The following is a 12,091-nucleotide window of genomic DNA, read 5'->3' as shown; positions in this document are numbered from 1 at the left end:
GTTATGACCTCGAACGACGTTTCTTCCGGTGCCGGTTCCGGCGGGCGGCGACGTGCGCTGGGGCGGGGGCCGGGAGCTCCGCGGGCCGAGCCGGGCGCGGAGGCGTTGCCGGTACCGGATGAACCGGAGACCGGCGGTCCGGGGGCCGTGGCTGTTCTCGGGGCTGAGGCCGTATCGGCGCCTGAGGCCGCTGTCGTGGAGCCGGAGACCGGGTCGGGGCCGGAGACCGCGCCGGACCCTGAGGCCGCGTCCGAGCCTGACATCGGGCGGGAGTCGGCGGGTGTCCCTGAGCCCCGCGGCGGTGCGGAGGCCGGGAGTGGTCCGGCGTCCGAGACCGACCCCGAGGCCGTCCCGGTGTCCGCGGCCGCCCCTTCCGCCGGAGCCCCGGCCGAGGGTGAGGCCGACGGTGTCTTCAAGGTTCGGCTGGCCAACTTCGAGGGGCCCTTCGATCTGCTGCTTCAGTTGATCTCCAAGCACAAGCTGGACGTCACCGAGGTCGCGCTGTCCAAGGTCACCGACGAGTTCATGGCGTACATCCGGGCCATGGGGCCGGACTGGGACCTGGACGAGACGACCGAGTTCCTCGTCGTCGCCGCCACGCTGCTCGACCTCAAGGCCGCCCGGCTGCTGCCCGCCGCCGAGGTCGAGGACGAGGCCGACCTCGCGCTGCTCGAAGCCCGGGACCTGCTCTTCGCGCGGCTGTTGCAGTACCGCGCGTACAAGCAGATCGCGGACATCTTCAACCGGCGGCTCGACGAGGAGGCCCGGCGCTACCCCAGGACCGTCGGCCTGGAACCGCACCACGCCGATCTGCTGCCCGAGGTCGTCATCAGCATCGGCGCCGAGGGGTTCGCGAAGCTCGCCGTGAAGGCGATGCAGCCCAAGCCCAAGCCGCAGGTGTACGTCGACCACATCCACGCGCCCCTGGTGAGCGTCCAGGAGCAGGCGGGGATCGTCGTCGCGCGGCTCAGGGAGCTCGGTGAGGCCAGCTTCCGGCTGCTGGTGGAGGATGCCGACGGCACCCTGACCGTCGTGGCCCGCTTTCTGGCGCTGCTGGAGCTGTACCGGGAGAAGGCCGTGGCGCTGGACCAGGAGACCGCGCTCGGAGAACTTGTCGTGCGGTGGACCGGTGGTGAGGGGGAGGCCGAGCCGATGGTGACCGACGAGTTCGACCGGCCGCCCGAGCCGTCCAAGGAGGAGAAGGCGTGAGCGAGGAGACCGACGAGGCCCCGGCAGGACCGCTCGGCGTCGCCGACCTCGATCTGAAGCCGGCCCTGGAGGCCGTCCTGATGGTCGTGGACGAGCCCGCCACCGAGGAGCACCTGGCGAAGATCCTGGAGCGGCCCAAGCGGCAGATCACCAGGGCGCTCAGGGAGCTGGCGGGCGAGTACGCCGCCCAGGGGCGCGGTTTCGAGCTGCGGCACGTCGCGAACGGCTGGCGGTTCTACACCCGGGCCGCGTACGCCCCGGCCGTGGAGCGGTTCGTCCTGGACGGCCAGCAGGCCCGGCTCACCCAGGCCGCGCTGGAGACGCTGGCGGTGGTCGCCTACCGCCAGCCGGTCAGCCGCAGCAGGGTCTCCGCGGTGCGCGGAGTGAACTGCGACGGTGTGATGCGCACCCTCCTCCAGCGGGGCCTGGTGGCGGAGGCGGGCACGGAACCCGAAACAGGTGCGATCCTGTACGTGACGACGAACTACTTCCTGGAGCGGATGGGCCTGCGCGGTCTGGACGAGCTCCCGGAGCTCGCGCCCTTCCTCCCGGAGGCGGAGGCGATCGAGGCCGAGACCCAGGAAGCCGTACCGTCGTTCGATCCGGACGCTCCGGATTCCGAGGACCCAGACAACGACTAGACGGAAACTTGATGCGAAGCAGCAGCGGCAGGAACAGCAGCGGAAACAACGGCGGGAGCCGTGGTGGCAACAGCGGCGGCCGCGGTGGGAACAGCGGTGGTCGCGGCGCCAACAGCGGCGCCGGCGGTGGCCGCGGCGGGAGCACCGGGGGACGCGGCAACTACCGCGGCGCCGGGAACGACCGCGACGACAAGCAGGGCGGCCGGCCGAGGAAGCCGCGCCCCGAGGAGCGGCGCTACGACGTGGGCCCCGGCGCCTCCCCGGAGGGCCCCAAGTCCGGGCGCGGCGCCTCGGCCCGCGGCGGTGCCAAGGGCGGCCCGAAGCAGTCCCCGGGCACCGGTCGGGGCCGTTGGGCGCCCGCGACCTCCCGTGAGTACGACGCCCGGGCCGAGGAGCGCAACCGGGAGCGGTACGCCGGCAAGAAGGACGTGAAGCTCCCCAAGACCTTCCCGGGCGCCGAGCAGGAGGGCGAGCGGCTCCAGAAGGTCCTCGCGCGCGCGGGCTACGGTTCGCGGCGGGCCTGCGAGGAGCTCATCGAGCAGGCGCGGGTCGAGGTCAACGGCGAGATCGTCCTGGAGCAGGGCAAGCGGGTCGACCCCGAGAAGGACGAGGTCAGGGTCGACGGCCTGACCGTGGCGACGCAGTCGTACCAGTTCTTCTCGCTGAACAAGCCCGCCGGCGTCGTCTCCACGATGGAGGACAACGAGGGCCGGCAGTGCCTCGGCGACTACGTCACCAACCGTGAGACCCGGCTCTTCCACGTGGGGCGGCTCGACACCGAGACCGAGGGCGTCATCCTGCTCACCAACCACGGTGAGCTGGCCCACCGGCTGACTCACCCCAAGTACGGCGTGAAGAAGGTCTACCTCGCGCACATCGTGGGCCCGATCCCGCGCGACCTGGGCAAGCAGCTCAAGGACGGCATCCAGCTGGAGGACGGGTACGCGCGCGCGGACCACTTCCGGGTCGTCGAGCAGACCGGCAAGAACTACCTCGTCGAGGTCACCCTGCATGAGGGGCGCAAGCACATCGTGCGCCGCATGCTCGCCGAGGCCGGCTTCCCGGTCGACAAGCTGGTGCGGGTCGCCTTCGGGCCCATCACCCTGGGCGACCAGAAGTCGGGCTGGCTGCGGCGGCTGTCCAACACCGAGGTCGGCATGCTGATGAAGGAAGTCGATCTGTAGGCCCGCAGATCTCCCGCACACGCGTGTGGCGGCCGGTTCCGGACACCTCCGGGACCGGCCGATGCGTTTTCGCCCTCCCGGCGGTCTGTACGGGTGACGGAGGGAGTGGGGATGGACATGAGGGCCGGGAATCGTGGCGAGACGTGTCCGGCGGCGCTGGGTGGCCCTGTGCGGCCTTCGGGGGCCGTCGGGCCGACCGGGGGCCGAAAGCCGCCTGTGGGGCCACTGGGAGGCTGCTGTGGCGGTCCGGCGGGGGTGCTGTCATGAGTGCGGGGGAGTTGCTGGAGCGTTCACTCGCCTACGCGCTGGGCAGTGTGGCGGGAGCGGGGTGCGTGAGCCTCGACAGGGGCACGCCGTGTGCCGGGTGGAGTCTGGGCGAGCTGCTGGACCATCTCGACGACTCCGTGGACGCGCTGTACGAGGGGCTGACCGGCGGCCGGATCGGGCTGTTGCCGCCCGCCGACCGGGTCTGCGGCTTCCGCACCCGCGCGTGTGCCGTGCTCGGCGCCTGGGCGGCAGGGCCGCCGGAGGAGGTGCTGGTGGGTGAACGGCCCCTGGACACGGCCGTGATGGCCGCCGTCGGTGCCGTCGAGATCGCGGTCCACGGGTGGGACGTGGGGCGGGCCTGCGGTCGGCCGCGGCCCCTCCCGGAGGGCCTCGCGGCCGAACTCCTCTCCGTCGCGCAGTGCGTGGTGGGAGAGGAGGACCGGGGTGTGCGGTTCGCGGCTCCGGTGGCCGTGCCGTCCCGGGCACGGGCCGAGATACGGCTGCTGGCCTTTCTGGGAAGGCGCCTCTAGGGGCTTGTGGAGGACTCGCGCCCTCTTTATAGTCGTAGTGACTATTAGTCATGCTGACCATAAAGGGGGCGAGCGCGAGTGGACTACGACAAGTACGCCTACGAACCCTTCGCCGTCACCGTCGACCTCGCCGTCCTCACCGTCGCCGAAGGCACCCTGCACGCGCTGCTCGTGGAGCGGGGGCAGGAGCCGTACGCCGGACACTGGGCGCTGCCCGGCGGGTTCGTGCACCCGGACGAGTCCGCGGAGAGCGCCGCCCGGCGTGAACTCGCCGAGGAGACCGGGCTGTCGGACCTCTCCGGGCTCCATCTGGAACAGCTGCGGACCTACAGCGAGCCCGACCGCGACCCCCGCATGCGGGTCGTCTCCGTCGCCTTCGCCGCCCTGCTGCCCGACCCGCCCGAACCCCACGGCGGCAGCGACGCGGCCGACGCCCGCTGGGTGCCGTACGACAAGGCGCGCCCGCTCGCCTTCGACCACGACCGCATCCTGGCCGACGCCCATGAACGCGTCGGCGCCAAGCTCGAGTACACCTGCCTCGCCACCGCCTTCTGCCCGCCCGAGTTCACCCTCGGCGAGCTCCAGCGGGTCTACGAGACGGTCTGGGGCACCGCCCTTGACCGGCCCAACTTCCGCCGCAAGGTGCTCGCCACGCCCGGGTTCGTCGAAGCCGTCCCCGGTGCCGCGCGACTGACCGGCGGCCGCGGCAAACCGGCCGCGCTCTACCGCGCGGGACCGGCCACCACCCTGCACCCCCCTCTCCTTCGACCGTCCCCGGAAGGACGCCCCGCATGACCACGATCCTGACCAAGCGCGCCGCCACCGGCACCCTCGTCGGCCTCGCCCTCGGGGACGCCCTCGGCTTCCCGACCGAGTTCAACGACGTACGGTCGATCCTCGCCAAGTGCGGGCCCTGGCGGGAGATGGAGCTGTTCACGCCCGCCGTCGTCAGCGACGACACCCAGATGACGCTCGCGGTGGGCAGGGGGCTGCGGGCGGCCATGGACCGGGGGGTGCTCGGGCCCGAGATGGCCGGGCCGGTCCGGCGGGAGTTCATCGCGTGGAACCGCTCCCCGGAGAACAACCGCGCCCCCGGCAACACCTGCCTCAGGGCGTGCGACCTCCTGGAGCGCCCGGAACTGCCCTGGCAGGACGCCAGCCAGATCAACTCCAAGGGCTGCGGCGCCAACATGCGGGTGGCACCCGTCGGCCTCGTCCCCGGACTGAGCGACGAACAGCGCGCGGGCGCGGCCCAGTTGCAGGCCGCGCTCACCCACGGCCACCCGACCGCGCTCGCCGCCTCCGACCTCACCGCGCGCGCCGTACGGCTGCTCGCGCAGGGCACCGAGCCGGCCGAACTGGTCGGGCTGCTGCGGTCGTACGCCCTGGTGAACCGGGGCCAGTACCACGAGCGGTGGCTCGGCGACCTGTGGGCGCGGAGCCAGGACCCGACGCCCGGGCAGTTCATCGCGCGCGGCTGGGACGAGTGCCTGGCGGTGCTCGACCGGCTCGACGACGCCGTGCGCACCGCCTCGCCCGAGGACGACCCGTGCCTGGCCACCGGGGCCGGCTGGATCGCCGAAGAGGCCCTGGCGACCGGGTTGTTGTGCTTCCTCCAGTTCCCCGAGGAGCCGCTGACGGCCCTGCGGCGGGCCGCGTGCAGCTCCGGCGACTCCGACTCGATCGCCTGCCTGACGGGCGCCTTCGCGGGCGCCCATCTCGGGGCCGACGCCTGGCCCGTGGAGTGGGCCGACCGGATCGAGTACGGCAGTGAGCTGGTGACGCTGGGGGCGCTCTGGGACGCGTAGCTCGGGGTCCCTAGGCGAGCTGGATCGAGTCGCCGCTGACCTTGATCTGCCTCTCCGGCAGCGGCTTGTTGGCCGGCGGGTTCGCCACCGAGCCGTCCGTGATGTTGAACTTGCTGCCGTGGCAGGGGCAGTTGATGGTGCCGTCGGAGACGCTGCTCACCTGGCAGCCCTGATGGGTGCAGATGTCGGAGAAGGCCTTGAACTCGCCCTGCTTCGGCTGGGTGACCACGACCTTCTCGGCCTTGAAGATCTTTCCGCCGCCGACCGGGATCTCGCTGGTCTTCGCCAGTTCGGTGCCGGCGGACGCCTCCACCGAACTCGACCCGGAGTCGCTGTTCTCGTTGCCGTACTCGCCGCAGCCGGCGGTGAGCGTGACCGCGCCCGTGGCGAGAAGGACCGTGCGCCGCGTCGGGCTGTGCGTCATGTCGTCACTCCGAAGGTGCGGAAGAACCAGAGGGCGGAGGTCAGCCAGAGGATCGTGAGCGCGGTGAAGACGAGCCCGCCGACGATCGGCAGCAGCCATCCGGGAAGTCGCTCCCAGCGGAGCAGCAGCATCTTGGCACTGAAGACACCGAAGAAGAAGCAGCCGAAGAGGGAGTGCCACAGAACGCGTGATTCGTACGACTGGAAGCCCAGCGCGTACAGACAGTGCACCGCGACCGGCACCGCGAGGAGGAACGCCACCCGGCCGGACCAGCGGTGCAGGGTGGACGACCAGCTCGGGCCCGGCAGCTTGCCGTACACCATCAGGGCCGAGACGAGCTGGACGAGCGCGAAGAAGAACGCGGCCGTCGCGAGCCACGACTTCACCGCGCCCGTGCTGCTGAAACCGGCGAGGTTGAACGCCGTGCCCGCCGGGTCGTGCACCTTGCCGTAGGCGCCCAGGGCGACCGCCACCGCGGCGGCGACCAGGGCCGGGATCAGATAGCGCGCCGGGTTCGGGCCGCGCCGGGGTTCGGGGGAGGGCCAGCTCTGGGTGGCGGCGTTCGGGTCGACGGTCATGATCGGCTCCCTCGGGCGGAGGTCAGGGGGTTACCGGGCGGGCCGTGAGCTGCTGTCCGTCGACCGTCACCGCACCGGTCTCCGGGTCGATCGCGGGCGCGGGGGAGGGCTTGCCGTCGCGCCTCAGGATGCCGACCTGCTCGCCGTCCGGCAGGACGATCCAGCCGCCCTCGATCTTGGCGCCGGCCACCGTGCTGTTCGCCCGGTAGAGGCCGGACGACTTCTTCGCCTTGGCGATGGTGAAGGGGTAGCTGCCGCTGCCGACGGTGGCCTTGCCGCTGAGCTGCCTGATCCCCTTGAGTTTGGCGTCCAGGCTCGCGCCGCCCTTGCCGGTGAGCCTGAGGCTGCCGTCGTCCTCGACGTCACCCTGGAGCCACGACTCGACGTTCCTGCCGTCGCAGACGTACGCGATCGCCTTGTCGTCGCGCACGGTGATCGCGACGGCCGAGGAGTCGTCGTCGGTACGGCCGGTGTAGAGGCCCTCGGGTACGGCGGTCGCCGACGTCGAGGGGCTGGGCGGCGGGGTCGACTTCGTCGGCGCGGTGCTCGGTGACGCCTTGGTGCTGGGCGACGGCTGCCCGGACGCCGACGGCTGCACCGACGCCGAGGTGGGCTTCTCTCCCGTTGTGGCGTTGAGCGACAGCATGAACAGGCCGAGCAGCAATCCCGCGAGCAAGGTCAGCAGCGGTCCGGAACGCTTCATGTATGGGGCCTCCCCCGAGGCGAGTTTCCTGCCATGAGAGCGGACCCGGGGGCCCGAGTCCAGAGGCGCACGGGCGTGTTTCGTCCCAAGTAGCGGAACTGGGACATTCAGGTGACATTGACCTGGTCTGCGCACCCATCTCACGGGGCGGGCGCCGCGCACCCCTCCCGTACCGGCTGACTAGGCTGGTCGTCCACAGAGCCGGGATGTACATCAGCAAGGAGCAACGCCGTGGCGGTACGAGCGGTCCGGGGCGCCGTCCAACTCGAACAGGACGAGGCCGGCCACATGGACGAGCAGGTCGGGGCGCTGCTCACCGCCATCATGGAGCGGAACGAACTGACCGCGGACGACCTGATCAGCATCTGGTTCACGGCCACGCCCGACCTGCACAGCGACTTCCCGGCGGCCGCGGCCCGCAAGCTCGGCATCGTCGACGTACCGCTGATCTGCGCCCAGGAACTCGACATCGAGGGCGCCATGCCCCGGGTGGTCCGGGTTCTCGCGCACATAGAGTCCGACCGGCCCCGCGCCGACATCGCGCACGTCTACCTCGGCGCCGCGGCCGCCCTCCGCAAGGACATCGCGCAGTGAGGACCGCACTTGTCATCGGCACCGGGCTGATCGGCACCTCCGCCGCGCTGGCGCTGACCCAGCGGGGCGTCACCGTGCACCTCGCCGACCACGACCCCGAGCAGGCCCGTACCGCGGCCGCGCTCGGCGCCGGCACCGACGAGGCGCCCGCGGGGCCGGTCGACCTCGCGATCGTCGCCGCGCCGCCCGCCCACGTGGCCGGGGTGCTCGCCGACGCCGTGCGGCGCGGTGTGGCCCGCGGCTACATCGACGTGGCCAGCGTCAAGGGCGGGCCGCGCCGGGAGCTGGAGGCACTGGGGCTCGACCTGTCCTCGTACATCGGTACGCATCCGATGTCCGGGCGGGAGAAGTCCGGGCCGCTCGCCGCCTCCGCGGATCTCTTCGAGGGCCGGCCCTGGGTGCTGACCCCCACCCGGGACACCGACACCGAGGTGCTCAACCTCGCGCTGGAGCTGGTCTCGCACTGCCGTGCGGTGCCGGTGGTCATGGACGCCGAGGCCCACGACCGGGCCGTGGCGCTCGTCTCCCACATGCCCCATCTGGTGTCCAGCATGGTCGCCGCGCGACTGGAGCACGCCGAGGAGGCCGCCGTACGGCTGTGCGGTCAGGGGATCCGGGACGTGACCCGGATCGCCGCGTCCGATCCCCGGATGTGGATCGACATCCTCTCCGCGAACCCGGGGCCGGTCGCCGATCTGCTCACCGATGTCGCCGGGGACCTGGAGGAGACCGTGCGGGCGCTGCGGGCGCTCCAGTCCGCCGACGAGGCCAAGCGGGTCGAGGGCGCCTCCGGGATCGAGAACGTGCTGCGGCGCGGGAACGCCGGCCAGGTGCGGGTGCCCGGCAAGCACGGGTCCGCCCCGCGGGTGTACGAGGTCGTGGCCGTGCTCATCGACGACCAGCCGGGGCAGCTGGCCCGGATCTTCGCGGACGCCGGCCGGGCGGGCGTGAACATCGAGGACGTGCGGATCGAGCACGCGACGGGGCAGCAGGCCGGTCTGGTGCAGCTCATGGTGGAGCCGCAGGCGGCTCCCGTGCTCAGCGCCTCGCTGCGGGAACGGGGCTGGGCGATCCGGCAGTGAGCCGTACGGCGGTCCGCGCGGCTGCCCCCGGGCCCGCGCGGCCCCTCCGCCGTTCGGCGCGCGTCCGGACGAGTGACGCGCACCCAGTAACCTGGTGCGGGGCACAGTCGCGCCCCCACACCACCCGCCAGACGCACCCGAAAGGTGTCCCCCCGTGGAAAACGGCGCCGCCCAGCCCGTGATTGTCGCCATCGACGGCCCCTCCGGCACGGGCAAGTCGAGCACCTCGAAGGCTGTCGCCGCACAGCTGGGGCTGAGCTACCTGGACACCGGCGCCCAGTACCGGGCGATCACCTGGTGGATGGTGAACAACGGCATCGACATCGACGACCCCACCGCGATCGCCGCCGTGGCCGGCAAGGCGGAGATCGTCTCCGGCACCGACCCGGAGAACCCGACGATCACCGTCGACGGCACCGACGTGGCCGGTCCGATCCGCACCCAGGAGGTCACCTCCAAGGTCAGCGCCGTGAGCGCGGTGCCCGAGGTGCGGGCCCGGATCACCGAGCTCCAGCGCTCGCTCGCCACCTCCGCCGAGAAGGGCATCGTCGTCGAGGGGCGGGACATCGGCACGACCGTGCTGCCCGACGCCGACCTCAAGATCTTCCTCACCGCCTCGCCGGAGGCCCGCGCCGCCCGCCGCAGCGGTGAGCTCAAGGGCGCCGACGTCCAGGCCACCCGCGAGGCCCTGATCAAGCGGGACGCGGCCGACTCCAGCCGGAAGACCTCCCCGCTCGCCAAGGCCGACGACGCGGTCGAGGTGGACACCACCGAGCTCACCCTCGCGCAGGTCATCGAGTGTGTCGTGACCCTCGTCGAGGAGAAGCGGGCCGGCAAGTGAGCGAGCTGCCTTCGGGGCGGGGTGCCGAGGTCGGGCGGCGCATCGGCGTCGGCCTGATGTACGGGCTGTGGAAGCCGCGCGTGCTGGGGGCCTGGAAGGTGCCGAGCACCGGTCCGGTGATCCTCGCCGTCAACCACTCCCACAACATCGACGGTCCGATGGTCATGGGGGTGGCGCCCCGGCCGACGCACTTCCTGATCAAGAAGGAGGCGTTCATCGGTCCGCTCGACCCCTTTCTGACCGCCATCGGTCAGCTGAAGGTGGACCGCGCGGCCGCCGACCGCCAGGCGATCTCCCGGGCGCTGCACGTCCTCGCGGACGGCGGGGTGCTCGGCATCTTCCCCGAGGGCAGCCGCGGCGAGGGCGACTTCGCCGCGTTGCGGGCGGGGCTCGCCTACTTCGCCGTACGGGGCGAGGCGCCGATCGTCCCGGTCGCCGTGCTGGGAAGCAACGAGAAGCCGGGACGGTTGATAAAGGGGCTGCCCGCGCTGCGCAGCCGTGTCGACGTCGTCTTCGGCGACCCCTTCGAGGCGGGCGACGGCACCGGCCGGCGGACCCGCAAGGCGCTCGACGAGGCGACCGAGCGCATCCAGAAGCAGCTGAGCAGTCACCTGGAAAACGCCAGGCGCCTCACCGGGCGCTAGGCGACACTGAGTAGTGGATCAAACCGGTCCAAAGGCCGGGATGGTCCACCGATCACCACGATGAACGAGGTACGCACTTCATGAACGACCACATCCACTCCGAGGGCTCGGGCGAGGAGCACGACCACGGGGCGCTTGGCGATGCCGAGTACGCGGAGTTCATGGAGCTCGCCGCGGAAGAGGGCTTCGACCTCGAGGACGTCGAGGGCGCCATCGAGGCGGCCGGTCACGGCCCGCTGCCCGTGCTCGCCGTCGTCGGCCGCCCCAATGTCGGCAAGTCGACCCTCGTCAACCGCATCATCGGCCGCCGCGAGGCCGTCGTCGAGGACAAGCCCGGCGTCACCCGCGACCGCGTCACCTACGAGGCCGAGTGGGCGGGCCGCCGCTTCAAGGTCGTCGACACCGGTGGCTGGGAGCAGGACGTCCTCGGCATCGACGCCTCCGTGGCCGCGCAGGCCGAGTACGCGATCGAGGCCGCCGACGCCGTCGTGTTCGTCGTGGACGCCAAGGTGGGTGCCACCGACACCGACGAGGCGGTCGTACGACTGCTGCGCAAGGCCGGCAAGCCGGTCGTGCTGTGCGCCAACAAGGTCGACGGGCCGAGCGGCGAGGCCGACGCCGCATACCTCTGGTCCCTCGGGCTCGGTGAGCCGCATCCCGTCTCCGCGCTGCACGGCCGGGGCACCGGCGACATGCTGGACGCGGTCCTGGAGGCGCTGCCGGAGGCGCCCGAGCAGACCTTCGGCGGCGCCGGGATCGGCGGCCCCCGCCGGATCGCGCTGATCGGCCGCCCGAACGTCGGCAAGTCCTCGCTGCTGAACAAGGTGGCCGGCGAGGAGCGGGTCGTCGTCAACGAACTGGCCGGCACCACCCGTGACCCGGTCGACGAGCTGATCGAACTCGGCGGTGTCACCTGGAAGTTCGTCGACACCGCCGGTATCCGCAAGCGGGTCCACCTCCAGCAGGGCGCCGACTACTACGCCTCGCTGCGCACCGCGGCCGCCGTCGAGAAGGCCGAGGTCGCGGTCATCCTGATCGACGGCTCCGAGTCCATCTCGGTGCAGGACCAGCGGATCGTCACCATGGCCGTGGAGGCGGGCCGTGCCATCGTCCTCGCCTACAACAAGTGGGACACCCTCGACGAGGAGCGCCGCTACTACCTGGAGCGGGAGATCGAGACCGAGCTCGGCCAGGTCGCCTGGGCGCCGCGGGTCAACGTCTCGGCGAAGACCGGACGGCACATGGAGAAGCTCGTCCCGGCGATCGAGACGGCGCTGGAGGGCTGGGAGACGCGTGTCCCGACCGGCCGCCTGAACGCCTTCCTCGGCGAGCTGGTCGCCGCCCACCCGCACCCGATCCGGGGCGGCAAGCAGCCGCGCATCCTCTTCGGCACCCAGGCCGGCACCAAGCCGCCGCGGTTCGTGCTCTTCGCCTCCGGGTTCATCGAGGCGGGCTACCGGCGCTTCATCGAGCGCCGGCTGCGCGAGGAGTTCGGCTTCGAGGGCACCCCGATCCACATCTCCGTGCGGGTGCGGGAGAAGCGCGGGGCCAAGAACACCAAGAAGAAGTGAGGCATGAGTGAGGGC

The 12,091-nt window shown here is 71.8% G+C and carries 14 protein-coding genes; 11 read left to right on the top strand and 3 right to left on the bottom strand.

Going from position 1 to position 12,091, the window contains the following annotated elements; genetic code table 11:
• The first annotated feature begins 3 nt into the window (after positions 1-3).
• The 6 genes from ACFULQ_RS34960 to ACFULQ_RS34935 all read left to right on the top strand — a co-directional run bounded on the left by ACFULQ_RS34960 (position 4) and on the right by ACFULQ_RS34935 (position 5,639).
• Positions 4-1,209 (top strand): segregation/condensation protein A, encoded by a 1,206-nt coding sequence (locus ACFULQ_RS34960; RefSeq protein WP_383551763.1) that lies wholly within the window; start codon positions 4-6, stop codon positions 1,207-1,209.
• Entirely contained in the window at positions 1,206-1,850 is a 645-nt protein-coding gene (gene scpB, locus ACFULQ_RS34955) for an SMC-Scp complex subunit ScpB (protein WP_383551761.1), read from the top strand. Before ACFULQ_RS34960 ends, scpB begins: the two co-directional genes overlap by 4 nt.
• 11 nt (positions 1,851-1,861) lie before the next feature.
• Complete coding sequence (locus tag ACFULQ_RS34950; RefSeq protein ID WP_383551759.1) at positions 1,862-3,034, top strand: pseudouridine synthase; 1,173 nt, start codon at positions 1,862-1,864, stop codon at positions 3,032-3,034.
• Positions 3,035-3,297: 263 nt separating this feature from the next.
• Positions 3,298-3,831 (top strand): maleylpyruvate isomerase family mycothiol-dependent enzyme, encoded by a 534-nt coding sequence (locus tag ACFULQ_RS34945; protein ID WP_383551757.1) that lies wholly within the window; start codon positions 3,298-3,300, stop codon positions 3,829-3,831.
• A 78-nt stretch (positions 3,832-3,909) separates the two neighbouring features.
• Positions 3,910-4,626, top strand: a complete 717-nt coding sequence (locus ACFULQ_RS34940; protein ID WP_383551755.1) for an NUDIX domain-containing protein — start codon at positions 3,910-3,912, stop codon at positions 4,624-4,626.
• Positions 4,623-5,639: an ADP-ribosylglycohydrolase family protein gene (locus tag ACFULQ_RS34935; protein WP_383551753.1), complete on the top strand. Its 1,017-nt coding sequence runs from the start codon at positions 4,623-4,625 to the stop codon at positions 5,637-5,639. The genes ACFULQ_RS34940 and ACFULQ_RS34935 overlap by 4 nt, the downstream gene beginning before the upstream one ends.
• Positions 5,640-5,649: 10 nt before the next feature.
• On the opposite strand, the gene ACFULQ_RS34930 is transcribed toward ACFULQ_RS34935, so the two are convergent.
• From ACFULQ_RS34930 to ACFULQ_RS34920, 3 genes are read right to left on the bottom strand one after another with little or no spacing between them, the layout of a single operon-like run.
• Positions 5,650-6,063: a Rieske (2Fe-2S) protein gene (locus ACFULQ_RS34930; RefSeq protein ID WP_383551751.1), complete on the bottom strand. Its 414-nt coding sequence runs from the start codon at positions 6,061-6,063 to the stop codon at positions 5,650-5,652.
• Positions 6,060-6,641: a DUF6529 family protein gene (locus ACFULQ_RS34925; protein ID WP_383551749.1), complete on the bottom strand. Its 582-nt coding sequence runs from the start codon at positions 6,639-6,641 to the stop codon at positions 6,060-6,062. Before ACFULQ_RS34925 ends, ACFULQ_RS34930 begins: the two co-directional genes overlap by 4 nt.
• 22 nt (positions 6,642-6,663) lie before the next feature.
• A complete protein-coding gene (locus ACFULQ_RS34920; RefSeq protein ID WP_383551747.1) occupies positions 6,664-7,344 on the bottom strand; it encodes a hypothetical protein in 681 nt (226 codons plus the stop codon).
• Between the two features lie 231 nt (positions 7,345-7,575).
• Between ACFULQ_RS34920 and aroH the strand changes: the two genes are divergently transcribed.
• The 5 genes from aroH (at position 7,576) to der (ending at position 12,076) form a co-directional block, all read left to right on the top strand.
• The gene (aroH, locus tag ACFULQ_RS34915) at positions 7,576-7,938 is read left to right on the top strand and encodes a chorismate mutase (RefSeq protein ID WP_007381029.1); all 363 of its coding nucleotides are present in this window, start codon (positions 7,576-7,578) and stop codon (positions 7,936-7,938) included.
• Positions 7,935-9,020 carry a prephenate dehydrogenase gene (locus ACFULQ_RS34910; protein WP_383551745.1) on the top strand — a complete coding sequence of 362 codons (1,086 nt, stop codon included), beginning with the start codon at positions 7,935-7,937 and terminating at the stop codon, positions 9,018-9,020. The genes aroH and ACFULQ_RS34910 overlap by 4 nt, the downstream gene beginning before the upstream one ends.
• A gap of 154 nt (positions 9,021-9,174) precedes the next feature.
• Positions 9,175-9,861, top strand: coding sequence for a (d)CMP kinase (cmk, locus tag ACFULQ_RS34905; RefSeq protein ID WP_030322470.1), 687 nt, complete (start codon positions 9,175-9,177; stop codon positions 9,859-9,861).
• Between the two features lie 56 nt (positions 9,862-9,917).
• Positions 9,918-10,505, top strand: coding sequence for a lysophospholipid acyltransferase family protein (locus ACFULQ_RS34900; RefSeq protein WP_383551797.1), 588 nt, complete (start codon positions 9,918-9,920; stop codon positions 10,503-10,505).
• Positions 10,506-10,585: 80 nt separating this feature from the next.
• On the top strand, positions 10,586-12,076 hold the full coding sequence (gene der, locus ACFULQ_RS34895) for a ribosome biogenesis GTPase Der (RefSeq protein ID WP_383551743.1): 1,491 nt from the start codon (positions 10,586-10,588) through the stop codon (positions 12,074-12,076).
• The last annotated feature ends 15 nt before the right edge of the window (positions 12,077-12,091 follow it).

Source organism: Streptomyces sp. NPDC057253, from assembly GCF_042669125.1.
Taxonomy (GTDB): Bacteria; Actinomycetota; Actinomycetes; order Streptomycetales; family Streptomycetaceae; genus Streptomyces.
This window is presented reverse-complemented; position numbering and strand designations above follow the sequence as displayed.

Coding starts and splice junctions, on each gene's coding strand:
- der (WP_383551743.1), top strand. CDS start 10,586: ATGAACGACCACATCCACTCCGAGGGCTCGGGCGAGGAGCACGACCAC.
- ACFULQ_RS34960 (WP_383551763.1), top strand. CDS start 4: ATGACCTCGAACGACGTTTCTTCCGGTGCCGGTTCCGGCGGGCGGCGA.
- ACFULQ_RS34920 (WP_383551747.1), bottom strand. CDS start 7,344: ATGAAGCGTTCCGGACCGCTGCTGACCTTGCTCGCGGGATTGCTGCTC.
- ACFULQ_RS34945 (WP_383551757.1), top strand. CDS start 3,298: ATGAGTGCGGGGGAGTTGCTGGAGCGTTCACTCGCCTACGCGCTGGGC.
- ACFULQ_RS34935 (WP_383551753.1), top strand. CDS start 4,623: ATGACCACGATCCTGACCAAGCGCGCCGCCACCGGCACCCTCGTCGGC.
- ACFULQ_RS34900 (WP_383551797.1), top strand. CDS start 9,918: ATGTACGGGCTGTGGAAGCCGCGCGTGCTGGGGGCCTGGAAGGTGCCG.
- ACFULQ_RS34925 (WP_383551749.1), bottom strand. CDS start 6,641: ATGACCGTCGACCCGAACGCCGCCACCCAGAGCTGGCCCTCCCCCGAA.
- ACFULQ_RS34950 (WP_383551759.1), top strand. CDS start 1,862: ATGCGAAGCAGCAGCGGCAGGAACAGCAGCGGAAACAACGGCGGGAGC.
- ACFULQ_RS34930 (WP_383551751.1), bottom strand. CDS start 6,063: ATGACGCACAGCCCGACGCGGCGCACGGTCCTTCTCGCCACGGGCGCG.